The 26986-nt window shown below is 72.4% G+C and carries 26 protein-coding genes; 6 read left to right on the top strand and 20 right to left on the bottom strand.

The window, feature by feature from the left end; all coding sequences use genetic code 11:
• Window positions 1-4: 4 nt before the first annotated feature.
• The 12 genes from Q9R26_RS04940 to Q9R26_RS04885 form a co-directional block, all read right to left on the bottom strand.
• Window positions 5-3217, bottom strand: a complete 3213-nt coding sequence (locus Q9R26_RS04940) for a GH92 family glycosyl hydrolase (protein ID WP_311226698.1) — start codon at window positions 3215-3217, stop codon at window positions 5-7.
• 59 nt (window positions 3218-3276) lie between these two features.
• Window positions 3277-4872 (bottom strand): protein kinase domain-containing protein, encoded by a 1596-nt coding sequence (locus Q9R26_RS04935; protein ID WP_311226697.1) that lies wholly within the window; start codon window positions 4870-4872, stop codon window positions 3277-3279.
• 132 nt (window positions 4873-5004) lie between these two features.
• Window positions 5005-5826 carry a phosphatase PAP2 family protein gene (locus tag Q9R26_RS04930; RefSeq protein ID WP_209132396.1) on the bottom strand — a complete coding sequence of 274 codons (822 nt, stop codon included), beginning with the start codon at window positions 5824-5826 and terminating at the stop codon, window positions 5005-5007.
• A 79-nt stretch (window positions 5827-5905) separates the two neighbouring features.
• Complete coding sequence (locus Q9R26_RS04925; protein WP_311226696.1) at window positions 5906-6214, bottom strand: hypothetical protein; 309 nt, start codon at window positions 6212-6214, stop codon at window positions 5906-5908.
• Window positions 6215-6237: 23 nt separating this feature from the next.
• Window positions 6238-7923: a bifunctional 3'-5' exonuclease/DNA polymerase gene (locus Q9R26_RS04920; protein WP_311226695.1), complete on the bottom strand. Its 1686-nt coding sequence runs from the start codon at window positions 7921-7923 to the stop codon at window positions 6238-6240.
• A 54-nt stretch (window positions 7924-7977) separates the two neighbouring features.
• Window positions 7978-8172 (bottom strand): hypothetical protein, encoded by a 195-nt coding sequence (locus Q9R26_RS04915; protein WP_017887924.1) that lies wholly within the window; start codon window positions 8170-8172, stop codon window positions 7978-7980.
• Window positions 8173-8206: 34 nt separating this feature from the next.
• A complete protein-coding gene (locus Q9R26_RS04910; RefSeq protein ID WP_311226694.1) occupies window positions 8207-8980 on the bottom strand; it encodes a hypothetical protein in 774 nt (257 codons plus the stop codon).
• A complete protein-coding gene (locus tag Q9R26_RS04905) occupies window positions 8977-9837 on the bottom strand; it encodes a carbohydrate ABC transporter permease (protein ID WP_247737303.1) in 861 nt (286 codons plus the stop codon). The genes Q9R26_RS04910 and Q9R26_RS04905 overlap by 4 nt, the downstream gene beginning before the upstream one ends.
• Entirely contained in the window at window positions 9834-10811 is a 978-nt protein-coding gene (locus Q9R26_RS04900) for a carbohydrate ABC transporter permease (RefSeq protein ID WP_111028912.1), read from the bottom strand. The genes Q9R26_RS04905 and Q9R26_RS04900 overlap by 4 nt, the downstream gene beginning before the upstream one ends.
• A gap of 9 nt (window positions 10812-10820) precedes the next feature.
• A complete protein-coding gene (locus Q9R26_RS04895) occupies window positions 10821-12146 on the bottom strand; it encodes a sugar ABC transporter substrate-binding protein (RefSeq protein WP_182064438.1) in 1326 nt (441 codons plus the stop codon).
• A 23-nt stretch (window positions 12147-12169) separates the two neighbouring features.
• On the bottom strand, window positions 12170-13411 hold the full coding sequence (locus Q9R26_RS04890) for a Gfo/Idh/MocA family oxidoreductase (protein ID WP_311226693.1): 1242 nt from the start codon (window positions 13409-13411) through the stop codon (window positions 12170-12172).
• A 148-nt stretch (window positions 13412-13559) separates the two neighbouring features.
• Window positions 13560-14348 (bottom strand): DeoR/GlpR family DNA-binding transcription regulator, encoded by a 789-nt coding sequence (locus tag Q9R26_RS04885; RefSeq protein WP_027466817.1) that lies wholly within the window; start codon window positions 14346-14348, stop codon window positions 13560-13562.
• Between the two features lie 133 nt (window positions 14349-14481).
• Here Q9R26_RS04885 and Q9R26_RS04880 point away from each other — a divergent pair, with 133 nt between their 5' ends.
• Genes Q9R26_RS04880 through Q9R26_RS04860 form a run of 5 tightly spaced genes read left to right on the top strand, consistent with a single transcriptional unit; the run spans window position 14482 to window position 19223 of the window.
• Window positions 14482-15360, top strand: a complete 879-nt coding sequence (locus Q9R26_RS04880) for an SIS domain-containing protein (RefSeq protein WP_262139515.1) — start codon at window positions 14482-14484, stop codon at window positions 15358-15360.
• A complete protein-coding gene (locus Q9R26_RS04875; protein ID WP_311226692.1) occupies window positions 15360-16271 on the top strand; it encodes an ROK family protein in 912 nt (303 codons plus the stop codon). Before Q9R26_RS04880 ends, Q9R26_RS04875 begins: the two co-directional genes overlap by 1 nt.
• Entirely contained in the window at window positions 16268-17386 is a 1119-nt protein-coding gene (gene nagA / locus Q9R26_RS04870) for an N-acetylglucosamine-6-phosphate deacetylase (protein WP_311226691.1), read from the top strand. The genes Q9R26_RS04875 and nagA overlap by 4 nt, the downstream gene beginning before the upstream one ends.
• Window positions 17383-18390: a PfkB family carbohydrate kinase gene (locus Q9R26_RS04865; RefSeq protein ID WP_311226690.1), complete on the top strand. Its 1008-nt coding sequence runs from the start codon at window positions 17383-17385 to the stop codon at window positions 18388-18390. Before nagA ends, Q9R26_RS04865 begins: the two co-directional genes overlap by 4 nt.
• Window positions 18387-19223: a class II fructose-bisphosphate aldolase gene (locus Q9R26_RS04860; protein ID WP_311226689.1), complete on the top strand. Its 837-nt coding sequence runs from the start codon at window positions 18387-18389 to the stop codon at window positions 19221-19223. The genes Q9R26_RS04865 and Q9R26_RS04860 overlap by 4 nt, the downstream gene beginning before the upstream one ends.
• A gap of 75 nt (window positions 19224-19298) precedes the next feature.
• Here the strand turns inward: Q9R26_RS04860 and Q9R26_RS04855 are convergent, their stop codons facing one another.
• From Q9R26_RS04855 to Q9R26_RS04845, 3 genes are all read right to left on the bottom strand, one after another.
• Window positions 19299-20705 carry an L-serine ammonia-lyase gene (locus Q9R26_RS04855; protein WP_311226688.1) on the bottom strand — a complete coding sequence of 469 codons (1407 nt, stop codon included), beginning with the start codon at window positions 20703-20705 and terminating at the stop codon, window positions 19299-19301.
• A gap of 57 nt (window positions 20706-20762) precedes the next feature.
• The gene (locus tag Q9R26_RS04850; RefSeq protein ID WP_027466823.1) at window positions 20763-20957 is read right to left on the bottom strand and encodes a PspC domain-containing protein; all 195 of its coding nucleotides are present in this window, start codon (window positions 20955-20957) and stop codon (window positions 20763-20765) included.
• Between the two features lie 108 nt (window positions 20958-21065).
• Window positions 21066-21992 (bottom strand): NADP-dependent oxidoreductase, encoded by a 927-nt coding sequence (locus tag Q9R26_RS04845; RefSeq protein ID WP_311226687.1) that lies wholly within the window; start codon window positions 21990-21992, stop codon window positions 21066-21068.
• A 95-nt stretch (window positions 21993-22087) separates the two neighbouring features.
• Between Q9R26_RS04845 and Q9R26_RS04840 the strand changes: the two genes are divergently transcribed.
• Window positions 22088-22906 carry a shikimate 5-dehydrogenase gene (locus Q9R26_RS04840; RefSeq protein WP_182064446.1) on the top strand — a complete coding sequence of 273 codons (819 nt, stop codon included), beginning with the start codon at window positions 22088-22090 and terminating at the stop codon, window positions 22904-22906.
• A 71-nt stretch (window positions 22907-22977) separates the two neighbouring features.
• On the opposite strand, the gene Q9R26_RS04835 is transcribed toward Q9R26_RS04840, so the two are convergent.
• From Q9R26_RS04835 to Q9R26_RS04815, 5 genes are all read right to left on the bottom strand, one after another.
• The gene (locus tag Q9R26_RS04835; RefSeq protein ID WP_182064447.1) at window positions 22978-23421 is read right to left on the bottom strand and encodes an SRPBCC family protein; all 444 of its coding nucleotides are present in this window, start codon (window positions 23419-23421) and stop codon (window positions 22978-22980) included.
• A 5-nt stretch (window positions 23422-23426) separates the two neighbouring features.
• Window positions 23427-24872, bottom strand: coding sequence for an NAD(P)/FAD-dependent oxidoreductase (locus Q9R26_RS04830; RefSeq protein ID WP_311226686.1), 1446 nt, complete (start codon window positions 24870-24872; stop codon window positions 23427-23429).
• A gap of 39 nt (window positions 24873-24911) precedes the next feature.
• On the bottom strand, window positions 24912-25604 hold the full coding sequence (locus Q9R26_RS04825) for a hypothetical protein (protein WP_311226685.1): 693 nt from the start codon (window positions 25602-25604) through the stop codon (window positions 24912-24914).
• Window positions 25605-25722: 118 nt separating this feature from the next.
• A complete protein-coding gene (locus Q9R26_RS04820; RefSeq protein ID WP_311226684.1) occupies window positions 25723-26391 on the bottom strand; it encodes a hypothetical protein in 669 nt (222 codons plus the stop codon).
• Window positions 26392-26445: 54 nt separating this feature from the next.
• Window positions 26446-26973, bottom strand: coding sequence for a GNAT family N-acetyltransferase (locus tag Q9R26_RS04815; protein ID WP_182064450.1), 528 nt, complete (start codon window positions 26971-26973; stop codon window positions 26446-26448).
• Between the last annotated feature and the right edge of the window lie 13 nt (window positions 26974-26986).

The raw sequence follows: 26986 nt of genomic DNA, 5'->3' as shown, positions 1-26986 counted from the left end.
CGGGTCAACGCTGTCCGTCGGCCGCGATGAGCTCGAGCTGCGTCAGCGCCAGGTCGGTGCCGGCGGTGAACGTGAACGACGACCCACCGCCGAGGATCCGGAACACCCGGGTCTGGCCGGCCCACGTGAACTCGGCGCCGTCGACAGCGGTGACGGCGTCGTCGAGGCCGACCTGCCACGAGTAGGACCCCGGCGCTGCCGCCGTCACGGTGTACAACGACGCGGCCGGGCACGTCACGTCGAAGGACACGGACTCCCCCACGGCGAGCGCCGTGACGGTGCGGCCGGTGTCGTCGGTGAGCGCCGAGGCCCCGACCGGCAGGACGTCCACCGGGGCGTCCCGGTGGCCGTGCACGTCGGAGGCCGAGACGGGACGGGTGTCCGACGCCCATCCCTGCGGCTCGTCGGACAGGGTGAACTCGATCCGCGACGCGGCGACGACCACGTTGTGCGGGATGGTGACCGAGGTCCAGGGCGAGCCGTCGACCGTCACCGACGCCACGTACCCGCCTGCGGAGCCGGCGGCGATCTCGATGACGGTAGGCGATCCTCTCCCCACCGGCACGGCCTGCCCGCCGCTGGCGCGTCGGTCAGGAACCGGCGGCGTGGGCCCAGGCTGCCGCAGCACCGTCCTGCGGACCGACGGCGGCACGAGCACGTAGGTACCGGTCGACGGCGCCAGCGGGTACAGGCCGATGGTCGCGAAGACGTACCAGGCGCTCATCTCGCCGTTGTCCTCGTCGCCCGGGTAGCCCTGGCCGAGGTCGGACCCGACGAACAGACGCTCGAGCGATTCGCGGACGATGCGGTGCGCGTCGTCGTGCCGCCCGGTGAACATCGGGAAGAAGGGGATGTGGTGCGCCGGCTGGTTCGACAGCCCGAGCATGCCCATCCGGACGTCGCGGGCCTCGGTCATCTCGTGGATCGGGAACCCGTACGAGCCGGACCGCGCCAGGGCGCCGGTCTCGGGGGTCGCGAAGAACGCGTCGAGGGCCGCGTCGAACCGCTCCGGCCCGCCGTGCAGGTCGACGATGCCGGCGCCGTCGTGCGGTGCCGTGAACGCGGTGCCCCACGCGTTCGTCTCCGTGTAGTCGTCGCCCCAGTCGCGCGGATCGAACTCGGTGCCGACCCGCCACGAGCCGTCCGGTTCGCGGCCGATGAAGAACCCGCGCTCGGAGTCGAAGACGTGCCGGTACTGCAGCGACCGGCGGGCGAACCACTCGGCCTCGGCCTCGTAGCGGGACAGGTCGGCGGGCGTCCGCGCCCGTGACGCGAGCAGGCCCGCCATGACGGCCAGCCCCCAGTCGTTGATGGCCGCGTCCAGGGTCCACGACATCCCCTCGTGGGTCGCCGTGTCGACGTGGCCGCGGAAGGCGCCCGGGAGGCTCCCCTTGCGCCCGACGCGCTCGTCACGCGGCGGGACGGTCGCGTTCCGCACCGCGCTCCGGTACGCCTCGGCCAGGTCGAAGCCGCGCACGCCCTTCACCGCGAGATCGGCGAAGACGGTGTCGCTCGTGGTGCCGGTCATGCAGTCCTCGGCGCCGGGAGCACTCCAGCGTGGCGTCCACCCGCCGTCGTGGTGGTGCTCGACGAAGCCCTGCGCGAGCTCGCCCGCGGTCTCGGGGGTCAGGAGTCCGAGGAGCGGCCAGGCCGTGCGGTAGGTGTCCCAGAAGCCGTTCGTGGTGGTGAACGGGCCCTCGACGATCTCCGGCCCGGGCTCGTCCCGGATCGGGTCCGCCAGCACGGCGCCGTACGGGGAGCGGTGCCGCGGGGTGCCGGTCAGGGCGGTCTCCCCGGCGCGGTTCGGGTAGAGGAACAACCGGTACAGGCCGGAGTACAGGCTCGTCAGCTGGTCGGGGGTCGCGCCGTCGAAGGTCAGCGTCGCGAGCTTCTCGGTCCACAGCGCCTCGGCACCAGAGCGCATGGCGTCGAACGACCCGGCGTCGTCGAGGTTCGCGCGGGCGTCCTCCATCGAGACGGTCGAGATGCCGAGCAGGACGTCGACCGGGGCGTCCGTGCCCCTGGCCTCCCCCACGGACAGCCAGCCGCGCAGCTCGTGCTCGCCGACCGTCGTGTGGTCGGCGGTGACCCCGGCGACCCGCAGGTGCACGTGGTGCGGCGGGGTGCCGGGGCGGTCGTCCAGGAGCGCCTCGACCACGGCGGTACCGTCGGTGACCGTCACGGAGACGTCGGACACCCGGCCGTGGTGGTCGAGCACGACGCTGCGGGTACCGGTGAACCGGAACCCGAGGGCGAACTCGCCCGCGGTCAGCTCGGCGGTCACACCGTGGTCGAGGGCGACCCGGTAGCGGTGTGGGCCGTCCTGCTCGTCCTCGTGGTCGAACCCGAGCGCCCGGGCGGCCCGCTCGACGTCGGGGGTGCTGAGTGGCGAGGGCATCACCTGGAACACCCCGCGATCGCCCATCCACGGCGACGGGATGTGGCTCGTCGCGAAGGCCTGGATCGCCGGGCGGAGCCGCCCCTGGTCGTCGAGCCGGTCGTGCTCCTGGTACGCGTACGGCCAGCGGTTGCTCGAGGCGTCCGTCATCGGCAGGCCGAACACCCCGCCGTGCGGGACACCGACGAGCGGGGCGTTGTTGCCGCGGGAGAACCGGGAGGAGGCCTGGGTACCACGGGTCGTCCGGACGTGGCCGAGCGGGGACGTCGGGGTCGGCCTCGCGGGACCGATCCGGACGGCGTCGAGCCAGCCACGCAGTGCGGGACGCTCGGCGTCGGTGGCCGCAGCCGGTGCGTCGGAGCCGAGCCGGGCCTCCAGGCGGTCGACGACCAGCCCCGCGAACGGCGTGAGGTCGACCGCGCGACGGTTCCACTGGTCCACCCACAGCTTGCGGGCCGCGTCCTGCGCGTGCGGGGTGACCGCGTCGCCGTACTGGTCGCGGACCCCGGCGTGGTCACCCAGCCGCGAGCCGTCGGTGAAGACGACGTCGACGGCGAAGGCCGTGGCATCCCAGAAGTGCGGCAGGTCCGCTTCCGTCGGTTCCGACGCCCCGTCGGGCAGGGTCCGCTCCGGGAACCAGACCCAGGACAGCTCGTCACCGGCGGCGATGGTGCGCGCGGCGAACCCGGGGACGATCGCCTCGGCCACGCACGCATCCGCTGGTCGTTCGACGAGCCAGGCCTCGGCGGAACCGAAGCCGACACCGTTCCGAGCGGCCACGGCCGTCGTCGGACCACCGCTCCGTTGCAGTTCTCGCACGGATCGAGCCTATTTGCTCCAGGGACTGGACGAAAACCCCGGCGTGTCCGTGCCGCTCGTCAGCCCTTGTTGTGTCCCGGGGCGCTGCCGGAGTTGCCGGGAGCGGTGTCCGACGTGGTGTCGATCGCGCCGGTGTCGGCGGCGCCGGTGCCGTCCTGCGGCTCCTGCACCGGGTTCGAGGCCGGGGTGCTCGGCTCCGGGCCGACGGGCGGGTCCTGCGTGGGCTGCTCCGGCTCGGTCGGTTCGCTCGGCTCGTCGCTGGGTTCCTCGGCGGGCTGCGACGGCTGCTGCTCCTGCGACGGCTGCTGCTCGGCCGGTTCGCTCGGCTGCTGTTCCTCGCCCGGGTCCTCGGACGGCTGCTGCTCGGTCGGGGCGGTCGACGTGGTGTCCGTCGGGGCCGGGGTGCCGTCGTCGTCGCCGTTCAGAGCGAACACCGCGACCCCGATGCCGATGAGCACCAGGACGATCACGATGATCGCGGCGATGAGCGGTCCGCGCTTCTTCTTCCCCGGCTGGTCCTCCGGTTGGTCGCCCCGGACCGGGCGGGGCGTGACCGGCGGCGGGGTCGGCCCGCTCGGGCCCGATGCGCCGCGGCCGTTCGCCTGGGCGCCGAGGACGGTCGTCGAGACGTCGTCGGCGGGGTGCGGACGCTGCGTGTCGAGGACGCGGGTGGCGTCGTCGCCCGGACGCGCGCCGCCGTTCGGCAGTTCGCTCGCCGGCATCGCCTGCGTCCGGTCGTCCGCGTTCGCCGCTGCGGCAGCACCGGCGCCGACCGCGGCCCCCGCAGCGCCGGCGGCCGCAGCCGTCACCGCACCGGGTGCGCCGGGCAGCAGCTGCGTCGCGTTCGTCGGCTCGTCGCGGCCCAGCGCGCGCAGGCGCTCGGCCGCCTCGGCTGCCGTCGGTCGCTCCGCCGGGTCCTGCGCGGTCATCACGTGCAGCAGCGTGCGCCAGGCCGTGGGCAGCTGCCGGTCGATCTCGGGCGAACGGGTGAGCCGGGCGGTGGCCGACTCGACGGCGCTGCCCGGGAACGGCTGGCGGCCGGTCATGCACTCGAGCAGCACGAGCCCGAGCGAGTAGACGTCGGCCTTGCCGGTGATCTCCTTCGCCAGGACCTGCTCCGGGGCCAGGTACGCGGCCGTCCCCATCACGGTCCCCGTACCCGTCACCCGTGAGGCGTCACGGAGCAGGGCGATCCCGAAGTCGGCGAGCTTGACGTGCCGGCCGTCGCTCTCGAGCAGGACGTTCGCGGGCTTCACGTCACGGTGGACGATCCCCTGCACGTGCACGGCGGCCAGGCCGTCGGCGACCTGCGCACCCAGGCGGGCGGCGGTCGCGGGGTCGAGCGGGCCCTCGCGCAGACGGGTCGCCAGGTCACTGCCCGGCACGAGTTCCATGACGAGGTACGAGTCGCCGTCGACGTCGTCGAGTGCGGCGTCGTAGAGCGTGACGAGCTCTGGCGCGCGCAGCGTCGCGAGGGTCTGGATCTCCGCCTCGGCGCGGGCGCGTTCACCGCGGTCGACGGGGCCGATGCGGAACACCTTGACCGCGACCTCGCGGCCGAGCTGCTCGTCGACCGCCCGGTACACGGACGCCATGCCACCGTGTCCGAGCGTGCCCGTGACGCGGTACCTGCCGCCGAAGACCCGTTCTTCCATGCCCGGCAACCTACCGGTCGCGGCTGACGGCGCTCTGCCGTTCGAGCGCGGGGCCTGGCGGGGCGGAGCGGGGCCCTGCGACTTCGTGAGCAGAAGACGTCGGGTGCGGGCGAACGACCCGACCTCTTCTGCTCACGAAGTGATTCGGTCGACGTCCGGCGCGGGCTCGGCACCGTGGTGGAGCGCCGTCAGGTACAACCGGTGCGCCGTGATCACGAGGGCGAGCCAGGCGAGTCCGAGCGCCCACGCCGCCAGGACGTCGGTCAGCCAGTGGTGCCCGAGGAACACCCGGGACGCCCCGACCGACAGCACGAACAGGGTGCCCACGACGATCGTCCACACCCGGGTGACGACGCGCGACTGCCGCAGGAGCAGCAGGTACACGATCGTTCCCACGATCACCGTGGAGTTGAGCGTGTGCCCCGACGGGAACGACGGCGACGTCTCGTACGGCGGCACCGCGTCGGACAGCGGCGGACGGGCGCGACCGATCAGGTCCTTGCCCGCGATCGTCATGAGCAGCGAACCACCGCTCGCGGCGACCAGGAGCACCAGTGGCGTCCACGCACGGCGCTGGATCGTGAAGCCGACCAGGAAGCCGAGCGCGACGATCGGCATCCCGATCGTGCCGGCGATGTCGGTCCACCAGGTGACGAGCGTGTCCGCTGCGGGCGATCGGAGCGTGAGCGCCCAGTCGAGGACCGGTCGGTCGAGCACGGCGACGTCGTCGGCTTCCCGGACGGCGTCGTAGACCTCGGAGGCGATCCAGGTCGCGAGGACGGCGATGCCGACCCCGACGGCGAGGGTGAGGAGCAGGAGGGGCATCGCCCCGTACCGCTTGCCGAGCGCAGCCCACGCTCCGGCGATCCTGCGTCCGGCCCGGGACCGCCAGTGGGTCAGGTCGACGTCGCCGACGTGCCGGTCGGCGGCGGCGGCGCTGCGTTCGGTGTGCATCGGTCCACAGTGCCCGAACCGCCCGGGAGCCGCCCTGGCAGCCGCCACGCGGAGCGGGGGTCACCGACCCGGGGCCACGTCACGCCCCGCTCGAGCGCCCCGTTCGAGCGTCCGGTTCGAGCGCCCCGCTCGAGCGCCCCGTTCGAGCACCCCGCCGCGCCCGCTGCAGGACGACGAGCCCCACCGTCAGGCCGACGGCGGCGATGAACGGTGTCACGAACCACGCGAGGACGATCGGCACGGCCCGTTCCTCCGGAGCGTCGACACGGAGCATCAGCGACCACGCGTACAGGGGCAGCGCGACGCTGGCGGCCCAGGCGACCACCACCAGGACGACGAGCAGCACGGCGGCGCCTCGGTGGTCGGAGCGTCGGGGGGTGTTCGTCACGAACCTAGGGAACCAGACGCGGCTCAGTCCTTCGCGTCGGAGTACGCCCCGACCACCGCAACCGACAGCGGGAACGTCACCGGGAAGTCCTGGAACAACAGCCGCCCGGCATCGACGGCGGCCTCCCGGATCTGCTCTGCCACCCACTCGGCGTGCTCCGCCGGGGCGTGCACCACGATCTCGTCGTGCACGAAGAACACCAGGTGCGGCCCGTCGGTCACGGCCCCGGGGAACCGGGCGAGCAACCGTGACCGCAACGACCCCATCCACGCGAACGCCCACTCCGCCGCGGTCCCCTGCACCACGAAGTTGCGCGTGAACCGCCCCCAACTTCGGGCACGGGACTCCACCGCACGCTGCATCGCCGGGGTGCCCTCGACCGTGTACGCCTGGTTGCGGGCCTCGAACCACGAGTCCTCCGGCACCGGGGACGTCCGCCCGAGCAGCGTCGTCACGGGTTCACCGCGCTCCCCCGCACGAGCGGCACGTTCGACCATGTCGAGTGCCTGCGGGAACGCCCGCACCAGGCGTGGCACGAGCCGCCCGCCCTCGCCCTGGGTCGCCCCGTACATCGCACCGAGCATCGCCACCTTGGCCTGCTGCCGGGTCTCCACCGCACCCGAGGCCACCACGCCGTCGTACAGGTCGCGCCCGTCGCCGGCAGCGGCCATCGCCCGGTCGCCGGACATCGCGGCGAGCACCCGGGGCTCCAGCTGCGCGGCGTCCGCCACCACGAGCTTCCACCCGGGGTCGGCGATGACCGCCCCGCGGATGCCCTTCGGCAACTGCATCGCTCCCCCGCCGTCGGCCGCCCAGCGCCCGGTGACGACCCCGCCGACGACGTACTTCGGGTGGAACCGTCCGTCGCGGATCCAGTCGTCGAGCCAGGTCCAGCCGTTGGCGGTGAGCAGTCGCGCCAGGCGCTTGTACTCGAGCAGGGGCTCGATGACGGGGTGGTCGATCTCCTGCAGCTCCCACTTCCGCGTGCTCGTGACCATCAGGCCGGCCCGGCGCAGCGACTTCAGGACGTCGGCGGGTGAGTCCGGGTTGAGACCGGGGTCGTCGAGGCGCTCGCGCACGACGGCGGCGATCTCCTCGAGGCGTCGCGGCCGCACCCCGTAGGGCACGCGCGGCCCGAGGGCGTCCTCGAGCAGCCGCTCGTGCACGTCGGCACGCCACGGCAGTCCGGCGTGCAGCATCTCTGCCGCCACGAGCGCACCGGCCGACTCCGCGGTGAGCAGCAGGCGGAGCGCACCCGGAGCGCTCGACCCCGCCACCGCGGCGAGCTGGGAGCGGAACTCCGCCACCGGATCGACCTCGTCGTCGGGCACGGAAGCCGTGAACAGGGCGTCGTCGAAGAGCTGGGCCTGCGTCGGCCGGACCACGCGGGTTTCCGCGACCGGGGCGTCCAGGGCGTCGGCCGGCCGAGCGGCGAGCGCCGATCCCCGCGCCGCGAGCGCGGCCCGCAGGACACGACGACCGAGGCGCAGGTCGACACAGCGACCGACCCGACCACCCGCGGCGAGCACGGCCGGGTACCAGCGCGCGGTGTCGTCCCACACCCAGCGCACGCCCGGTGCATCGTGCGCCGCGACGAAGGCCGGGAGGCCCGGCTCGTCCAGGCGGGTCGGCTCACCCCGGGCGGTCCCCGCGTCGGTCAGGGGCGTCGCGAGGACGCCGCCGTCGACGCGGCGGAGGACGAGGTGCACGACACGATCATGCCGTGCCCCACCGACCCCGGCGGACCAGGGCCGGAACGGGGGTCACTCGCCGGGTCGGACCGCCGCGGTGTCGGCGACGTCGATGCGGACGTCGCCGTCCTCGGCACGGGAGACCTCGACCCTCGGATCGGCGTCGTGCTCGTCGGATCCGGACATGCGGCGGAACGTGTCCTGTCGTCGTTCCTCGAACGTCATGTCGACGCCGTCGTCGAGGTGGTCGTGATCGGGCTTCGTCATGCCGTGCACGGTACGCGGCCGCGGCTGCGGGCGGTCACGTGACCGGCGCCGTGCCGGTCCGCTCGGTCCAGTGCCCACCGCTCGCCCACCGGTCGAGCACGGCCGCGCGCAACCGACCGGACGGCGCCGCGGACCGAGCGGTCGCCAGCGGCACCCCGAAGACGAACTTCGCGACGCTGGCGTCCCCCTCGGACGCATCGTGCTCCCCCGGCGGGACGAGACGGAAGCGCCGGGCGAACCGCACGAGGTTGGCGTCGGGACCGAGCGCGGCCGGCAGACCCGGATCGAGCATCCAGGAGCGGCACTGCCACCGGTCGGCAGCGAGCTGCGGTGCGAGGCCGCGCAGGACCTCGGGTGCACGGGCGAACGAGCGGTGGCAGGCCACCGGGTCGAGCGGCCCGGTCTCCGGCACGTGCACGCCCCAGGCCGGCGTGCCGTCCGCCAGGTGGTCGCCGAGTTCGAACTGGAGGCGCCCCACGGCCACCACGCGCCCGGTCACCACGGCGACGAGCCACTCGAGCCCGGTGCCGTGCAGTCCGTAGCGCGCGAGCTTGCGGTCGACGTCCGCGACGGAGGCCTCGGCGAGTGCGCGCGGGAGGCCCCGCTCCGCGAGGGCGTCAGCGCTGTCCGGCACCGCGACGCGGAGCGCCGACACCAGCAGCGCGTCCCGCGCCGCGGGCCCCGCGTCGGCGACGGTGGCGGCCAGTGCGGCCGCCACCGTCGCGGAGTCGTCCGGTGACCCCACGGCGGCGGCGAGGACCGCGACGGACGCGGCACGGGCCTCCAGGCCGGGGGTCGCGATGGTCACTTCAGACCGGACGACGCGAGCCCGTCCATCACCCGACGCTGCAGCACGACGAACATGATGAGCACCGGCGCCATCGCCATCAGACTGGCGGCCATCAACACCGGGTAGTCGATCGTGCGGTCGCTCGACAGCGTCGCGAGTCCGGCGGCGAGCGGCATGTCCTCGGCGCGGGTGGAGACCACGAGCGGCCAGAGCAGCTCGTTCCACGACCACAGCACGGTCGTGATCGCGAGCACGCTGATCGAGGGACGGGCCAGGGGCAGCATGATCCGCCAGAAGGTCTGGAACGGGTTCGCGCCGTCCATCCGCGCTGCCTCCTCGAGCTCGGGCGGCATGTTCAGGAACGCGGTCCGCATCAGGAACGTGCCGAAGGCGCTGAACAGCCCGGGCGCGACGATCCCCATCAGGGTGTCGAGCCAGCCGAGCCCCTGCACGATCTGGTACTGCGAGATCAGGTAGACCTGCGAGGGCACGAGCAGGATCGACAGCACGATCGCGAGCAGGGCCGCCCGCCCGCGGAACCGCATCCGGGCGAAGGCGTACCCGGCGAGCGTGCACAGGACGATCTGCGCGACCGTGCGGATGATCGTGACGTACACCGAGGTGCCGAGCTGGCTCAGGAACGGCAGGCGTTCGAAGACCTGCGCGTAGTTCTGCCACTGCAGCTCCCCCGGCCAGAAGACCGGTGTGACGGACTGCACCTGCGCGTTCGTCGACAGCGACATGACGATCTGCCACAGGAACGGGAAGGCCATCGCGAACCCACCGATGCCGAGCACGACGTGGATCCACCAGTGGCTGCCGCCGCGACGGCCGGGCCGACGTGCGGCCCGGGGCGGTGTGACGGTGGCGGTCATCCCTGCACCCACTTCCGTTGGACGCGGAACTGCACGAGCGTGACGATGCCGATGAGCAGGAAGATCACCATGGCGATCGCGGCCGCGAAGCCCTTGTCGTTGTCGATGAACCCGGCGCTGTAGAAGTAGAAGACGAGCGACATCGTCTTCGGGATCACCGGGTTGGTGCTGCCGAGGATCGCGTACAGCAGGTCGAACAGTTGGAAGCTCGAGATCGTCGTGACGATCACCACGAAGAAGATGCTCGGGCTGAGCAACGGCACGGTCACCGACCGGAACTGCCGCCACCGACTCGCGCCGTCGAGCTCCGCGGCCTCGTAGAGCTCCGGCGGGATGTCCTTGAGCCCGGCGCCGAGGATGATCATCGAGAACCCGAGGGACGACCAGAGGCCGACCAGGCTCACCGCGATGAGCGCGAAGCCGGGGGTCGAGATCCAGTACGGGCCGTCGATGCCGAAGTTCCCGAGGAACCAGTTCACGATGCCGTAGTCGCCGTTGTACATGATGCGCCAGACCAGGGCGATCGCGGCGGGCATGGCGACGTACGGCAGGAAGAAGAGCACCCGGTAGAACTGGGCGAACCGCAGCCCCGGGGTGTTCAGCAGACTGGCGAGCCACACAGCGATCGGGATCCCGGCGAGGACGATCACGGTGTAGATCACCGTGTTGAGCAGCGACTGGTAGAGCTGCGGGTCGCCGACGAGCCGGACGTAGTTGGCGACGCCGGTGAACGTGGCGCCCCCGAAGACGCCCCAGCTGGTGAACGAGTACCAGAACGTCTGGATGATCGGCCAGATGTAGAAGGTGCCGACGCCGACGAGCAACGGGAGCACGAAGAGCCACGGCCACCAGCCGTCGGTCCGTCGTGGCGCTCGGCCGCCGTCGGCTCGCGGAGCAGGGGCACCCCGCCCGGACGAACGTGTCGTCCGGGCGGGAGCGGCTGCGGCCGGGGGCCGCTCGGTGTTGATCGTCACGCGCGGGTCCTACTTTTCCTTGGCGAGGGCGGCGTCCATCTTCTGTGCGAGGTCCTCTGCCACCTGGTCGACGGGCTTCGACCCGTCGAAGGCGCTCGGCAGCAGGGTGGTCTCGAGGGTGTTCCAGGCGGCGGTGTTCTTCGACACCGGCAGCGGCTTCGCGTAGTCCACCGCGTCGAGGAACACCTGCAGGTCGGCGTCGGGCATCGTCTTCGTGAAGGCGCTCTGCGTGCCCTCGTACGCCGGGATGACCGCGCCCATGTCGCCCTGCTGCTGCTGGGCCGTCTTGCCCGCCAGGTAGACCTGCAGCGCCTGGGCGGCGGCCTTGTCCTTGCTCGCCTCGGACACGACGTTCGAGACGCCGTGGATGACGGTCGCCTGTTCCTTGCCCTTCGGCAGCGGGTAGGCGACGACGTCCTGCTCCATCTCGGTGCCGGTCAGCGCGGAGCGGAACCAGCTGCCGCCCTGGTACATCGCGAGCTTGCCCGAGGTGAACCACTGGTCGGCCGTGGTGTCGGTGAGCTGCTTGATCGAGGGCGATGCCCCCGAGTCGATCAGGTCGGTCCAGAACTGCAGGCCGTCCTCGGAGGCCTTCGTGGCGTACTCGGACTCGGTGCCGTCCGCGTTCACGACCGATCCCCCGGCCTGCAGGATGGTGTTGTAGTACGTCGTCTGGCCGTCCATGCCGCCCGCCGCCCCGTACGCGCCCTTCGACTCGAGCTTCTCGGACAGCTCGGCGCCGGTCTGCTGGAAGTCGTCCCAGGTCCAGTCCTTGGACGGCAGGTCCATGCCGGCCTGCTCGAACAGCGACTTGTTGACCCAGACCCCGATGGTGTCGAAGTCCTTCGGCACGCCGTACTGGGTGCCGTCGTACGTGTACAGGTCGTTGAGCGCGCTCGAGTACTTCGACGCGTCGATGTCACCCGACTCGACCTCGCCGGTGATCGGCGCGAGCTTGCCGTTGGCCGCGTACAGCTGGAAGTTCGGGCCGTTCATCCAGAACAGGTCGGGCAGCGTGTTGCTCGAGCCCTGGGTCTGCAGCTTCGTCCAGTAGTTGGCGAACGGCGTGACGTCGACGCTCACCTTGATGTCCGGGTACTCCTCGTTGAAGCCCTTCAGGTTGGCCTTGATCGCCTGCACCTGGTTCTCGTCCCAGACGGCGTAGGTCAGGGACGCCTTGGTGTCCTTCGGCGCGGCTTCGTAGTCGCCGCCGGAGCCGGACGCTCCGGACGACGAGGAGCAGCCGGCCAGGAGCGCTGCCGCGCCGAGCGCGGCGACGGCGCCGAGGAGTGCGCGGCGCACGCCGGTTCCTCGGGTGGGGATGTGTGCGGTCATCGGGGTGTCCTTTCGCACGGCCGTCAGGAGCCGACGGTCTGGGCGGGATGCGGGGTGGAGGGGGTGGAGTGCGGGGCGTTCGGTGTGAAGTGCGCGACGGTCTCGGGCGGCAGGGGCGGGACGTCGATGGGGACGGACCCGTTGCGGAGCGAGCGCGTGGCCAGCGCGCCGGCGGCGACCGCGGCACGGGCCGCGATCGGGGAGAGCTCCGACGGTTCGCCGAACGCGACGGACCGCAGGAACTCGGTCATGGTGAGCAGGTCGGCATCGGCGTGACCGTCCTCGACGCCGTCGATCGGGTACTCGCGGTCCCCCGCGGTGTCCCAGCCCCGGCGGCGCGTCCAGACCTTCACGACGCCACCGCCGGTGTCGCCGATGTTCTCGAGGCGGCCCTCGGTGCCGATGACGGTGTAGTTCCGCCAGTAGTCCGGGGTGAAGTGGCACTGCTCGTAGCTGGCCTGCACCCCGTTGTCGAGCGTCATCATCACCATCGAGACGTCCTCGACGTCGACGACCGGGTTCAGCCCGGTCTGGGCGAGCGGCGGCCAGTTGTCGTGGGAGAACCAGTCCCCCATGAGCTCGCCGCTGCGGTCGCGCCGGTCGGTGACGTCGCCGTAGACCGACAGCGACCCCATGCCGACGACCCGGGCGGTGTCACCCCCGCCGAGCGCGTGGATGACGTCGAGGTCGTGGCTCGCCTTCTGCAGGAGCAGGGAGTTCACCTTGCTGCGGTCGGCGTGCCAGTCCTTGAAGTAGTAGTCACCGCCGTTGCCGACGAAGTGCCGGCACCAGACGGCCTTGACCTGGCCGATCTCGCCGCGGGCCACGATGTCGCGCATCAGGCGGACGACGGCGGCGTGTCGGAAGTTGTGCCCGACGTACAGCGGCGTCCCGGTCTCCGCCGCGGTGTTCAGGACCGCGTCGGCGTCCTCGACCGTGATGGCCAGCGGCTTCTCGAGGTAGACGGCGATGCCCGCGCGGAGCAGGTCGATCGCGATCTCGGCGTGGGTCCAGTCCGGCGTGGTGACGATGGCCGCGTCGACGTGGCCGGTGAGGTCGCGGTGGTGTTCGACCACCAGGGCGTCCGGGTACTCGTCGTGCCCGCGGTCCCGGCCGGCCGCGGTGACGTCCGCGACGGCCACGACCCGCGCCTGCAGCGCCGGGTCGTCGGCGGTTGCCTCGGCCACGTGGCGGGCGATGGCGGACCGCTGGCCCATCCCGATCACCGCGACGCGGAGTCCTGCGTTGTCAGCGCCCATGCTCATCGCTCCCTTGCGTGAATGTGACGCCCATGATGCCGAATCGATCATGAATGCACAATAGGCGCTCACGGATCGCTCACGCATCCGCGCCGGGGAGGGTTTTACACGATCGAAACGTCCGGACCCGTTCCGGGGTGGCCGCAGGGGGCGCTCAGTCGGCGACGACGAGCTCCACGCCCGCACTGGCCAGGTCGGCGGCGAACGAGGCCGGCACCGGCTGGTCGGTGACCAGGACGTCGATGCGGTCGAGCGGGCAGATCCGGGCGAAGGTCGACCGTTCGATCTTGGTCGAGTCGGCGACCACGACGACCCGTCGCCCGACGGAGGCGAAGTGGCGGCTGACCTCGGCCTCGCCCTCGTGCATGGTGGTCGCGCCGTACTGGCCGGTGAGCCCGTCGACACCGAGCACCACCAGGTCGAGGGCGAACTCGTCGAGGGTGTCCCGGACGAGTGGCCCGACGAGCTCGTAGGACTGCCGCCGCGCCACACCACCGGTGACCACGATCTTCACGTTGGCACGGACGGACAGCTCGTACCCGACGTTCAGGGCGTTCGTCACGATCGTGATGCCGAACTCGCCGTCGGCGCGGATGAACCGCTCGCTCTTGCCGAGTTCACGCGCGACCTCGGTCGTGGTGGTCCCACCGTTGAGCCCGACGGTCTCCCCCGGCTGCACCAACCGGGCGGCCGCGCGGGCGATCGCGGTCTTCGCCTCGGCCTGCCGGGCGATCTTGTACTGCAGCGGGAGCTCGTACCCGGCCCCGAGTGCTGCGGCTCCCCCGTGCGTGCGCGTGACGAGCCGCTGGTCCGCCAGGGTCGCGAGGTCCCGGCGTGCCGTCGCGGCGGAGATCCCGAGCAGTTCCCCGATCTCGGCGATCGACACGTTGCCGCGTTCGCTCACCAGTTCGAGCAGGGCGTTCAGCCGCTGTTGGGGGGTCATGACGGTCATCCTACGGCGTCACCACCGTCGCGCGATGATCGAGAATGACGTTTTGCCCTTCCCTTGCGCACGATCGCTCGCTACGCTTCCTCATCATCGATCACCCGGATCGATCCGGACCCGGAAGGCTCCCATGACCGACACCTTCGTGAGCGCTGAACTGGCCTCGCAGCCGGAGACCTGGCGTGCAGCCGCCGCGCTCCTGCCGACCTTCGTCGATGTGCTCCCCCAGCCGGGTGAACGCGTGGCCGTGATCGGCTGCGGCACGAGCTGGTTCATCGCCATGAGCTACGCCGTCGCCCGTGAGCAGGCGGGCCTCGGCGTGACCGATGCCTTCGCCGGGTCCGAGTACCCCGCGTCCCGCGAGTACGACCGCGTGCTCATGATCAGCCGCTCGGGCACGACCACCGAAATCGTCGACCTGCTGCAGGCCCTGCCGTCCCAGCGGACCGTCCTGATCACGGCCGTCGCCGACAGTCCCGCCGCGGCCGTCGCCGACCAGGTGGTCGCACTGCCCTTCGCCGACGAGCGTTCGGTCGTCCAGACCCGCTTCGCCACCACGACGCTCGCACTGCTGCGGGCGTCCCTCGGTGACGACGTCGACGCACTCGCTGCCCAGGCCGAGACCGCGCTGACGGTGCCCGTCGACGACCTGCTCGACGCCGAGCAGGTCTCGTTCGTCGGTCGCGGGGCAGCCGTCGGCCTGACGTTCGAAGCCGCGCTCAAGACGCGTGAGGCCGCGCAGTTCTGGGCCGAGTCCTACCCGGCGATGGACTACCGGCACGGTCCCATCGCGATCGCCCAGCCCGGCCGGCTCGTCTGGTCGCTCGGCACGGCACCCGAGGGCCTGGCCGACGAGGTCGCCGCCACCGGCGCCCGCTTCGTCCAGCACGACCTCGACCCGATCGCCGGACTCGTCGTGGTGCACCGGTTCGCCGTCGCCCTGGCCGAGGGACGCGGGCTCGACCCGGACAACCCCCGGTCGCTCACCCGGTCGGTCATCCTCACCTGATGGGTGGCGCAGGCGCGGTGCTCGGGGTCGACGTCGGCGGCACGGGCATCAAGACCCGGCTGACGACGGCCGACGGACTCGTCCTCGACGAGACCCGGGTGCCGACGCCGCGCGACGACCCGGATGCCGGGAGCCTCGCCGCCGTCGTCGCCGAACTGGCTGCACAGGCCACGCGACGGGCGCCGCTCGGAGCGATCGGGCTGGTGACGCCCGGCGTCGTCGACGAGACCCGTGGCACCGTCGACCTGTCCGTCAACCTCGGGTGGCGCGACGTCCCGGTGCGTGACCTCGTCCGCGCCGGACTCCTGCGTCAGGGGATCGACCTCCCGCTCGCCTTCGGACACGACGTCCGTGCCGGTGCCCTGGCCGAGGTCCGGGCCGGTGACCCGGCGCTCTCGCGGGGGTCGGTCTCGTTCGTGCCGGTCGGCACCGGGCTCGCGAGCGCTCTGGTGGTCGACGGCGTCGTCGTGTCCGGCGGTGGCTGGGCGGGGGAGATCGGGCAGGTCCGCATCCGGACCGGTCCGCACGCGGGCCATCGCGTCGAGGAGATCGCGTCCGCGGGGGGAGTCGCACGTCGTTCCGGCGCGTCGTCCGCTCACGCCGCCATGCTCCTGGTCCGCCAGGGCGACCCCGCAGCCCGTGCGGTCTGGGACGACTGCGTCGCGGTCCTGGCCGATGCGCTGGCCTGGACGACCGCGGTCGCCGGGAACCACACGATCATCGTCGGCGGGGGACTCGCCGAGTCGGGCCCGCTGCTGCTCGACCCGCTGCGCGACGCCGTCGCGGAGCGCCTGCAGGGCGTCCGTGCCCCCGTCATCGTCCCCGCCCGGCACGGCGACGCCGCCGGCGCGATCGGCGCAGGGATCCTCGCACGCGCGTTGCTCGAGACCGAGACCGGGGTCCTGCTGTGACGACCCTCGTCCGAGCCCGTCGCATCGTCACGGCCCAGGCAGACCTGCACGACGGCTGGCTCGTCATCGGTGACGACGACACCGTGCTGGCGACCGGCACCGGGTCCCCGATGCGCACGGACAGCGCCGTCACCGTCGACGGCGCGATCGTGCCCGGGTTCGTCGACCTGCACGCCCACGGGGCGCTCGGGCACGACTTCGCCGGGTGCTCCGCCGAGGACGCCCGCGCCGCCGCCGGGCACCACCGGTCACGGGGCACGACCACCCTGGTCGCATCCGTCGCCACGGGCGAGCGCGCGGACACCGTGGCGGCCCTCACCCGGCTCCGGCCGCTCGTCGCGGGCGGCACGCTCGCCGGGCTGCACCTGGAGGGGCCGTGGCTCGCGCCCACCCGTCGCGGGGCGCACCGCGTCGACCTGCTGCACGCCCCGGACCCCGCCGAGGTCGACACCTACTGCGACGCCGCGGGTGGCGCCCTGCGGATCGTCACGCTCGCGCCGGAGCTTCCGGGTGCACTCGACGCCGTCGCCCGCTTCGTCGAAGCCGGGGTCGTCGTCGCCATCGGCCACACCGACGCCACCGCCGAGCAGACCCGCCGCGCGGTCGACGCCGGTGCCTCGCTCGTCACCCACCTGTTCAACGGGATGCCCCCGCTGCACCACCGTTCGCCCGGGCCGGTCGGGGTCGCGCTCTCCGACGACCGTGTGCTGCTCGAGTGCATCGTCGACGGCCACCACCTCGACCCCGTGACCGTCGCCCTCGTGCAGCGCGGCGCTCCGGGCCGGATGGTCCTGGTCTCCGACGCCATGGCCGCGACCGGCTGTCCCGACGGGGCGTACACGGTGGCCGGATCTGCGGTGACCGTCCGCGACGGGCTCGCCCTGCTCGCCGACGGTTCGTCGCTGGCGGGCAGCACGATCACGGTCGCCGACGCCGTCCGCCTCCTGCTCCACGCGGGAACCGACCTGCCCGAGGTCGTCGCGGCGTCCGCGGCGCGTGCGGCACGCCTGCTCGGGGCTCCGGCACCGCTCAGTGTGGGCGCCCCCGCCGACCTGGTCGTGCTCGACCCGGAGCGCGGCAGCGTCCGAGCCCTGCCGACGGCGGTGGTCGCGTGATCCTCGTCGTCACCCCGAACCCGGCAGTCGACGTGACCTACCGGGTCGCCGAACAGCGCATCGGTGCGACCCAGCGCGTGCTCGAGGTCCAGCGGCGCCCCGGCGGCAAGGGCCTGAACGTCGGGCGAGTCCTCGCCGCGACCGGTGTCCCGACCCACGCCGTGCTGCCCCTCGGCGGCGACGGCGGGTACTGGATCGCACACGCCCTCGATGACCTCGGTCTCGCCCACACCGACGTCGCCGTCCGGGGCGAGACCCGCACGACCGTGACGGTGGTGGACGACCTCGCGCACCCGACGATGTTCGGCGAGCCCGGCCCCGTGCTCAGCCCCGACGAGTGGGACAGGGTCTCCGCCGCTGTCGAGACACTGCTCGACGGCGATGCGACCGGCGCCCCGCCCGCAGCTGCCCTGGTCGTGTCCGGCTCCCTGCCCCGCGACACCGATCCCGCGGTCGTCGCCCGCTGGATCACCGCCGCTCGCCGCCGCGGTGCGCTCTCGGTGGCCGACTGCTCGGGAACGGCACTGCTGGCTGCCGCGTCGGCCGGCGCGACGGTCTGCAAACCCAACCGCGAGGAACTCCTCGAGGCCACGGGCGCCGACGACGAACGCTCCGGGGCACTCCGGCTCCTCCGGCTCGGCGCGACGGTCGTCGTGGTGTCGCGCGGATCCGACGGCATCGCCGCCCACACCGCCGAGCACGTGCTCGAGGTGCCGGCGGTCCCCGGGGTCTCGGGCAACCCGACCGGCGCCGGTGACGCAGCCACCGCCGGGCTCGTCAGTGTCCTCGTCGATGTGCTCGTCGGTGCTGGTCTCCCCGCGCCCGACGGCAGCGTTCCGGCCCCCGACGACACCACCCTGCTCCGAGTCCTGCGGTCCGCCGCCGCACACGGGGCCGCCGCCGTCCTCCAGCCGGTGGCCGGCGCGGTCGACCCGGCAGACGTCCACCGCTTCCTGTCCACCCCGCCCGCTCCCGCCCACGACCGAACGAGGACCCCCGCATGATCACCGACCTCGCCCTCACCGGCCTGCTCGACACCGCCCGGACGGCCCGTCGCGGGGTCGGTGCGTTCAACGTGGTGCTGCTCGAGCACGCCGAGGCGATCGTCTCCGGCGCCGAGCTGGCCGGACTGCCGGTGATCCTGCAGATCAGCGAGAACTGCGTCCGGTACCACGGCGGCCTCGCACCGATCATGACCGCGACCCAGGCGGTTGCACGGGCCGCCGACGTCGAGGTCCTCGTGCACCTCGACCACATCGAGGACCCCGAGCTGGTCGCGGCCGGCGTCGACCTGTGCGTCGACTCGGTCATGTACGACGGTTCGCACCTGGACTTCGGCGCCAACGTGGCAGCGACCCGCGAGCTCGCCGCGCGGTGTCACGCCGCCGGTGTCGCGATCGAGGCCGAGCTCGGCGAGGTCGGCGGCAAGGACGGCGTGCACGCCCCGGGCGTCCGGACCGATCCGACCGACGCAGCGGCGTTCGTCGCCGACACCGGGGTCGATGCCCTGGCGGTCGCCGTGGGGACCTCGCACGCGATGCAGACCCGCGAGGCGTCGGTGGACCGTGACCTCGTCGAGCGTCTCCGTGCCGCGGTGCCGGTGCCGCTCGTGCTGCACGGGTCCTCGGGCCTGTCCGACGACGAACTCCGCGGCGCCGTGCAGGCCGGGATGACGAAGATCAACATCTCGACGCACCTGAACGGCCTGTTCACCCGCGCGCTCCGCACCGTGCTCGACGAGCGGCCGGACGTCGTCGACCCGCGGAAGTACGTGTCGGCGGGCCGGGATGCCATCGCCACCGAGACCGCACGACTGCTGACGCTCCTGCACGCCTGACGCGCGAGCGGAGCAGACGAAGCGGACAAGCACGCGCGAACGAGCGCGCGCGAACGAGCAGCGCGTCGGCGACGCTCAGCAGAGCGGGACGTTCACCGCGAGCCCACCCATCGCGGTCTCCTTGTACTTCGACGACATGTCCGCCCCGGTCTGCCGCATCGTCTCGACGACCTGGTCGAGCGACACGTGGTGCACCCCGTCGCCACGGAGTGCCATCCGGGCGGCGTTGATCGCCTTGTTCGCAGCGATCGCGTTCCGCTCGATGCACGGGATCTGCACCAGACCACCGATCGGGTCGCACGTCAGCCCGAGGTTGTGCTCCATCGCGATCTCGGCGGCGTTCTCGACCTGCTCCGGCGTGCCCCCGAGGACCTCGGCGAGCCCCGCAGCCGCCATCGACGCCGCCGAACCGACCTCGCCCTGGCATCCGACCTCGGCGCCGGAGATCGACGCCCGTTCCTTGTAGATCGACCCGATCGCCCCGGCGGTCAGCAGGAACCGCACGACGGCGTCGTCGCGTTCGGCGGCGGGGGCCTCGGCGACCGTGGGCACGTAGGTGAGCGCGTAGTACAGCACCGCGGGGATGATGCCGGCTGCGCCGTTCGTCGGGGCGGTGACGACGCGGCCTCCGGTGGCGTTCTCCTCGTTGACCGCCATGGCGACGAGGTTCACCCACTCCATGGCGAAGAGCGGGTCGTGGTCGGGGTCCTCGCGGGTGAGCTGCTCGTGCCAGGTGGCGGCGCGGCGGCGGACGTCGAGCCCACCGGGCAGGCACCCGCCCCGGCGGACGGAACGGTCGACGCACGATTCCATCACGCCGTGGATGCTCAGCAGTCCGGACCGGATCTCGACGTCCGTCCGGGTGACGGCCTCGTTCGCCAGGGCGACGCCGCTGATCGGCAGGCCGGAACCGGCACACGCGGCGAGCAGCTCGGCGCCGCTCGAGAACGGGTACGGCACGGCGTCGTCGACCGGGATCGCGGCACCGGCGACCGCGGCCGACGCGTCCGCCGCGGGCTCGGCCGCCTCGTCCCGCGCGATGAACCCGCCACCGATCGAGTAGTAGGTCTCGTCGGCCAGGTCGGCACCGGCGGCGTCACGGGCGCGCAGCCGCATGGCATTCGGGTGTCGGGGCAGCATCGTCAGGGGGTGCAGGACGATGTCGGCGAGGCGGAACGGCACGCTCGCACCGCCGTCGAGCCGCAGGACACCGTCGCGTTCCAGGGCGTCGAGCGCGAGGACCATGGCATCGGGGTCGACGGTCTCCGGGTGGGACCCCATGAGCCCGGCGACGACGGCGCCGAGCGTGCCGTGGCCCTGCCCAGTGGACGCGAGGGACCCGTACAGGTCGACCACCACGGACGCGACGGGCAGGCCACGGACGAGGGTGGCGAACTCGGCACCGGCCCGCATCGGGCCGACGGTGTGCGAGCTCGAGGGGCCGACACCGACGCTGAACAGATCGAAGACGGAGACCGGCACGCCGCCACACTAACCCGTCCGGACGGACCGGTGCTCAGCGCCGCCGCCCGGGGCTGCTCAGCGCCGTCGACCACCCTCGGGCGGCATCACGAACCACAGCACGACGTAGGCGATCCACAGCGGCCCGGGGAAGAAGCTCAGGATGACCCAGACCACCCGGACCAGGGTGCGGGACAGGTTGAAGCGGTCGGCGAGACCGGCGCAGACGCCGGCCAGCAGACGACCGTTGCGGGGACGGGAGAGTGTGCTCATACCGACGACGCTACGCAACGCGGCCGGTCGAGGGCATCCGGGTCGCACCCCGAGCGTGGTGGGGGAAACCCCCGGACCGGCCCTGAGCAGCCCTGAGCGGCCCTGGGATCAGGGGATGAGGACGATCTTGCCGCGGGTGTGGCCCTGCTCGAGCTTCTCGAAGGCGTCCTGCACGCGGTCGAGCGGGTAGGTCGCGGCGACGGGCACCTCGATGGCGCCGTTCGCGACCTCGATGGCGAGCGCCCCGAGGATCTCCGGGTCGGCGGTGTCCGCGCTGCCCGAGGCCTTCGCCCCGACCTCGGCGGCCTCGTCGAACGCGATGATCGTCTCGATGCGGTCGACCGGTACGCCGAGGGCGATGCCGAGCCGGACGTACTCGGCGCCGTGGGTGTCGATCACGGCGTCGACGCCGTTCGTCGCGAGTTCGGTGATGCGCTCCTGCAGCCCATCGCCGTACGCGACCGGCCGTGCACGCTTCGAACGGAGCCACTCGTGGTTCGCCTCGGAGGCGACGGCGATGACGTCGATGCCCTCGTTCGCGAGCAGCTGGGTGACGAAGCCGCCGACCCCGCCTGCGGCACCGGACACCACGACGGTCTCACCCGGACGCGGGTCGACCGCACGCACGGCTGCGGCCGCGGTCGTCGCGATGACGTCGAGGCCACCCGCCACGGTCCAGTCGAGCAGGCGTGGCTTCTGGACGACCTGGACTGCCGGCACGGAGACGTACTCGGCCTGGCTGGCGCGGTCCCACGACCAGCCGATGACCTCTTCGCCCTCGTCGACGCCGTCCACCTCTGCCCCGACAGCCACGACGATGCCGGCGAAGTCGGTGCCCTGCCCGGACGGCAGGTCGCCGCCGAACGCACCCTGACGGATGGCCGACTCCCCGGGGTTGATGCCCGCGGCGCGGACGCGCACGAGCACCCGCCCGGGCGTCACCTCGGGAACGGGCACCTCGGCGACGTGCAGGACCGATCGGTCACCCCACTCGTCGAAGCGGACAGCGCGCATGGTCTCCGGGATCTCAGTCATCGGAACCGACGCTACCCCGGAGCGCGGCACCCGGTCCGTGTGGACCGCTCCATCCCCGGGAGGACGAGGAAGGGAGAGGGTGCGAGACTGGGAGCATGCCCATCCTGAACAAGGACATGCAGGTCTGCATGTCGCTGGCCGCGCGACCGAGCAACATCGGCACCCGGTTCCACAACTTCCTGTACGACGAGCTCGGCCTCAACTTCCTGTACAAGGCGTTCACCACGACCGATCTGCCCGGCGCCGTCGCCGGCATCCGTGCGCTCGGGATCCGCGGTTGCTCGGTGTCGATGCCCTTCAAGGAGGCGATCATCCCGCTGGTCGACCACATCGAGGACTCCGCCGCCGCGATCCAGTCGGTCAACACGGTCGTGAACGACGACGGCGTGCTCACCGCGTCGAACACCGATTACGAGGCGATCGCCGCACTGCTCGCATCGCACCAGGTCGACCCGGCTTCGCGTGTGCTGCTCCGGGGCTCGGGCGGCATGGCCAAGGCCGTCACGGCAGCGTTCCGCGGCGCCGGGTTCGACCGGTTGACGGTCGTCGCCCGCAACGAGCAGACCGGCCCGGCCCTCGCATCGCAGTACGGGTACGAGTGGGTGGCCGACGAGCGTGCGGCGGGGGAGACCGACCTGGTCGTCAACGTCACCCCGCTCGGCATGCGCGGCGACCAACAGGACGCGGTCGCCTTCGCGCCGGAACGGATCGAGGCGGCGCACACGGTCTTCGACGTGGTCGCGTTCCCGTCCGAGACGCCGCTCGTCCGTGCAGGGCGCGCCGCCGGCAAGCACGTCATCACCGGTGCCGAGGTCATCGCCCTGCAGGCCGCCCGCCAGTTCGAGCGGTACACGGGCGTCGCCCTGACCGACGACCAGGTGGCGCGTGCCAGCGAGTTCAGTCGGGCGCAGTAGACGCAACCGGCGACGGTCAGGAGGCCCGTGGCGGCGCCGCCACGGGCCTCCCGTCCGTCCGCGGGGACGTCTCAGGCGTTCGCCGCGCGCCCCGCGGCGACCCAGCTGAGCCGGCGGATGCTCTCGCGGTTGCGGAACCAGATGCCGGGCTGCGCGATGAACCCGGGGACGAGCGATCCGGGTCCCGCGACCGGGTTCTCCCGCAGGGTGACGCGGCAGCCCCGCGGGTGCGGTTCGATCTCGACCTCGACGCGGGCCTCGCCGACGGGCCAGCCCCGGGCCTGGATGACCAGCCGGCGCGGCTCGTCGTACTCCAGGACCGTCGTCGTGTCGTTGATGACGAACGGCCAGACGCCGAACGAGTGGTGGATCCGGGTGCCCACGGCCGGCCATCCGGGGTCCTCACCACGCATCCGCGAGGCGCCGACCACCCAGGTCGGGTAGAGCCAGCCGTCGCCGAGGACGTCGAAGACGGCCTCGGGGGAGCAGTGGAAGATGCGGACGTTCTTCGCCATGGTGATCAGCCTTCCGGGGTGAGGTCGACGTCCTCCGGCAGGCCGAAGGTGTGCCGGAGTGCGCTCTTCGCCGCGTGCCACCCGGCCATGCCGTGCACCCCGGGGCCGGGCGCGGAGGACTCGGAGCACAGGTACATGCCGCCGCCCATCCGCCACGGGTCGCTGGACAGGACGGGGCGCTTGACGAGCTGCCAGAAGCTCGCGGCACCGGCGGCGATGTCGCCGCCGACGTAGTTCGGGTTGTACTCGCCCATCTGCACGGCGGTGCGGGAGCTCGACGACAGGATCGTGTCGCGGAACCCCGGCGCGAACCGCTCGATCTGGCGGGTGACGGCCTCGGTCGGGTCGACGTCCGACCCCGCCGGGACGTGCGCGTAGGCCCAGAAGACGTGCTTGCCCCTCGGGGCGCGGGTCGCGTCCACCACGGTCGGCTCCGCGCCGAGCACGTACGGGCGCTCGGCGTGCTGGCCGTGCGCCACGGCACGTTCAGCGGCCGCGATCTCCTGCCGGGTCCCGCCGATGTGCACGGTCCCGGCCTTCCGCAGCGACTCGTTGGTCCACGGCACCGGGTCGGACAGTGCGAAGTCGACCTTCGCCGCCGCGTTGCCGAACCGGAAGCGACGGAGTGCACCCCGCTTCGGCGTCGGGATCTGCCTGCCCGCGATCCGGAGCATGCCCGGCACGCTCGTGTCGAACAGCACCGCCTTCGCCGGGGTGAGGTCACCGAGTGACCGGACCTCCTGCCCGGTGACGATGCGGCCACCGTGCGCGACGAGGTCCGCGGCGAGCGCGTCGACGATCGCCTGGCTGCCGCCGATCGGCACCGGCCAGCCGCGGGCGTGCGCGTACGAGCCGAGTGACAGTGCCGCCGCGGCGGTGGACAGGGACGGCAGGTGCTGGATCGAGTGCGCGGCGACGCCGGACACCATCGCCGGGGCAGCCTCGCCGCGGAAGCGCAGGTTCCACGCGGCCGTGCCCTGCTCGAGCGCCCGCAGGCCGAAGCGCAGGACCGTCAGAGGGTGCCGCGGCACGTGCAGCAGCGCGTCGGTCGCGAAGTCGGCGACCTGGTCGGCGTTCTCCGCCAGCGGGGCCATCAGCTGCTTGAAGGCCGGCCCGTCCACCCCGAGCTCGGCGGCGGTGCGGTCGAGGTCCTGGTAGGCGATGCCGGCACGGCCACCGTCGAGCGGGTGCCCGTACTGCACCTCGGGCAGGCGGAGCTCGATGCGCTCCTCCATCCGGAACAGCCGGAAGAACTCGGACTGCAGGGCCATCGGGTGCACGGCGGAGCAGACGTCGTGCAGGAAGCCGGGCAGGGTGAGCTCGGCCGTCCGGGCGCCGCCGCCGATCGTGTCGTTCCGTTCGACGACCTCGACCGACAGTCCGGCGCGTGCGAGCGTCACCGCTGCCGCGAGCCCGTTCGGTCCCGCTCCGACGACCACCGCATCAACCATGCACCGAGCCTAGGGACTCGTGACTGCGTGTGGTGTCGGTCAGATCACCGAAGCGCCTGTCGTCACCGCCACCCGCTTCCGAGCCAGGACGTCGTCGATACGGTGCGCACCGGTGATGAACGCCGCTGCGTCGGGGTCGATCGCTCCGGCGATCGCGACGATGTCGTCACGGATGGCCGCCAACGGCGCATCGTGGATGGGTTCGTGGTGAGCGAGCCGGTTCCGGAATCTCCGCACGGCATCGAGTCGCCGGTGCAGCTGCTTGCGTCGGACCGCCCCCAGGCCGGGGAACGCGTGCACGAGCCGGGGCTGCCAGAGCGCCGTCTCGTAGCTCCAGATCGGGTCTCGGGGGATCCCCGCATCGGTGAGGCCGACCCAGAAGCCGAAGCTCGTCGCAGCGACCACCTGATCCGGTTCGGGATCGGCGAAGCCCCGTCGACGCAGGGTTCGAGTGGCGTCGTCGACCGCTCGGCGTTCGCGGTCCAGCAGGTGGACAGCGGAGTCGTTCCACCAGTCGTCACGACGGCCCCGGCGGAGTTCGTCGTGGAGAGCATTCCGGACGAACACTTCGAGGCAACCGACGGGACTCCAGAACGCTGACGCGATCTCTGAGTTCCAGGCGTAGAGCCGGGCGGCGAGGTCGGTACGGCCGTCGTAGCGAGCCGCGTAGCGGTCGAAGCGCGCTGCGCTGAGCAACCTCGGGAGCGCCTGCAGCGTGGCCGGATCGATCATCGCGCCCCTCGTCGCACCCCTCTGAGACAGCAATCGCCCCAGGAGTCCGGCGAGCCGAATGGTCCTGGGGCGTTACTCGATGAGCGTATCGAAGACGACGCGGTATATCAAGTACCGGTCAGGTGCGCGAGGTGTCGGGATCGGCCGGGTCCGACTCGTCCTGGTCGCCGTCGGCGTCGTCGGGCTCGTCGGCGTCGACCGGGGTCGATCCGACGGGGTGTTCGGCGAGCAACTCGGCGAAGTCCTCGTCGAGCATCTGCTGCAGCCGGTCGTCGCGGCCGATCTCGTAGTCGTCCGCCGGGCGCTGGGCCCAACCGAGGCGTCCGACGACGGTGGTGCCGATGTCGTCCCAGGCCCGGGCCCGCGCGGCGAGCACGATGCCGTCGACGAAGTGCTGGTCGTCGCGGCGCTTGTCGAGCATGGTGGCGAGCTGCTCGTACGTCGCCTCGCGCATCCGGAGCTTCAGGTCGTCGCCCCGCCGGTAGTCGTGCTGGTGGCGGGAACGGCCCTTCTGCTTGCTCGAGGTGGAGCGGATGTCGCGCATGCGTGCGGCGTCGCCCCGCTGTTCCTCGGCCATGCGGTGGAGTTCCTCGCGGGTGGCCTCGGCGATGAGCGCGTGATCGAAGTACCCCTGGTCACGCAGGGCGTTCGTGATGATGCGGTTGGCCACTGCGATGGTGACGGCGGCCTTCGCGATGAGGAAGCCCTCGTCGACCGCCCGCTTCAGTTCGACCTGGCTGATGGGTCGATCGCGCACGTCGTGGTTGCGTCGTCCGAACAAGGCCATGCTCCGACGATACCGGCGACCGGTGTCGGTCCGGCTGCACGAGGGCGGCGGGCGTCAGAGCAGCAACCCGTACACCGCGACGTCGACACGCTCGGGGCCGAGCGGCAGCGCGCCGCGCAGGGTGCCCTCGTGCGCGAAGCCGAGCCGCTCGGCGAGCCCTCGGCTCCGCGCGTTGTCGACCGCGGTCCGGATCTCCATCCGTGCGGACCCGCGTGCCCGGGCGACCCCGATCAGCACGGAGGCGGCCCGCCGGACCACGCCACGACCCTCCTGTCCGGCGTCCACCCAGTAGCCGAGCGATGCCTGGCCCAGGTACGGGTCGAACGTCAGCGAAGCCACCCCGACCACCTGGTCGTCCGCACGGATGACGCAGGGCAAGGCGCGGTCCATCGCGAACTGCCCGAGCAGCCGCTCGGTGTGCAGCGCGATGGTCTCGCGGGTCTGGGCATCCCAGGCCCAGGGCTCCGCGGCCCGCAGACGATCGGTGTTCGCGTGCACGAGTGTGAGCACCGGGTCGACCGTGCTCAGGTCGCGCAGTGTCAGCGTGTAGCCGTCACCGAGGTCGCGTCCGAACGTCGTCACCGTCCCGACACTA

It is taken from the genome of Curtobacterium sp. BRB10 (assembly GCF_031844325.1).
GTDB lineage: Bacteria > Actinomycetota > Actinomycetes > Actinomycetales > Microbacteriaceae > Curtobacterium > Curtobacterium poinsettiae_A.
The sequence above is the reverse complement of the archived record's forward strand: the minus strand, read 5'-3'. Positions and strand labels throughout refer to the sequence as shown.

What these genes read in the sequence shown, in the direction of transcription:
- Q9R26_RS04935 (WP_311226697.1), bottom strand. Translation starts at nt 4,872, where the DNA reads ATGGAAGAACGGGTCTTCGGCGGCAGGTACCGCGTCACGGGCACGCTC.
- Q9R26_RS04930 (WP_209132396.1), bottom strand. Translation starts at nt 5,826, where the DNA reads ATGCACACCGAACGCAGCGCCGCCGCCGCCGACCGGCACGTCGGCGAC.
- Q9R26_RS04915 (WP_017887924.1), bottom strand. Translation starts at nt 8,172, where the DNA reads ATGACGAAGCCCGATCACGACCACCTCGACGACGGCGTCGACATGACG.
- Q9R26_RS04905 (WP_247737303.1), bottom strand. Translation starts at nt 9,837, where the DNA reads ATGACCGCCACCGTCACACCGCCCCGGGCCGCACGTCGGCCCGGCCGT.
- Q9R26_RS04895 (WP_182064438.1), bottom strand. Translation starts at nt 12,146, where the DNA reads ATGACCGCACACATCCCCACCCGAGGAACCGGCGTGCGCCGCGCACTC.
- Q9R26_RS04890 (WP_311226693.1), bottom strand. Translation starts at nt 13,411, where the DNA reads ATGAGCATGGGCGCTGACAACGCAGGACTCCGCGTCGCGGTGATCGGG.
- Q9R26_RS04885 (WP_027466817.1), bottom strand. Translation starts at nt 14,348, where the DNA reads ATGACCCCCCAACAGCGGCTGAACGCCCTGCTCGAACTGGTGAGCGAA.
- Q9R26_RS04880 (WP_262139515.1), top strand. Translation starts at nt 14,482, where the DNA reads ATGACCGACACCTTCGTGAGCGCTGAACTGGCCTCGCAGCCGGAGACC.
- Q9R26_RS04875 (WP_311226692.1), top strand. Translation starts at nt 15,360, where the DNA reads ATGGGTGGCGCAGGCGCGGTGCTCGGGGTCGACGTCGGCGGCACGGGC.
- Q9R26_RS04860 (WP_311226689.1), top strand. Translation starts at nt 18,387, where the DNA reads ATGATCACCGACCTCGCCCTCACCGGCCTGCTCGACACCGCCCGGACG.
- Q9R26_RS04850 (WP_027466823.1), bottom strand. Translation starts at nt 20,957, where the DNA reads ATGAGCACACTCTCCCGTCCCCGCAACGGTCGTCTGCTGGCCGGCGTC.
- Q9R26_RS04845 (WP_311226687.1), bottom strand. Translation starts at nt 21,992, where the DNA reads ATGACTGAGATCCCGGAGACCATGCGCGCTGTCCGCTTCGACGAGTGG.
- Q9R26_RS04840 (WP_182064446.1), top strand. Translation starts at nt 22,088, where the DNA reads ATGCCCATCCTGAACAAGGACATGCAGGTCTGCATGTCGCTGGCCGCG.
- Q9R26_RS04835 (WP_182064447.1), bottom strand. Translation starts at nt 23,421, where the DNA reads ATGGCGAAGAACGTCCGCATCTTCCACTGCTCCCCCGAGGCCGTCTTC.
- Q9R26_RS04830 (WP_311226686.1), bottom strand. Translation starts at nt 24,872, where the DNA reads ATGGTTGATGCGGTGGTCGTCGGAGCGGGACCGAACGGGCTCGCGGCA.
- Q9R26_RS04825 (WP_311226685.1), bottom strand. Translation starts at nt 25,604, where the DNA reads ATGATCGATCCGGCCACGCTGCAGGCGCTCCCGAGGTTGCTCAGCGCA.
- Q9R26_RS04820 (WP_311226684.1), bottom strand. Translation starts at nt 26,391, where the DNA reads ATGGCCTTGTTCGGACGACGCAACCACGACGTGCGCGATCGACCCATC.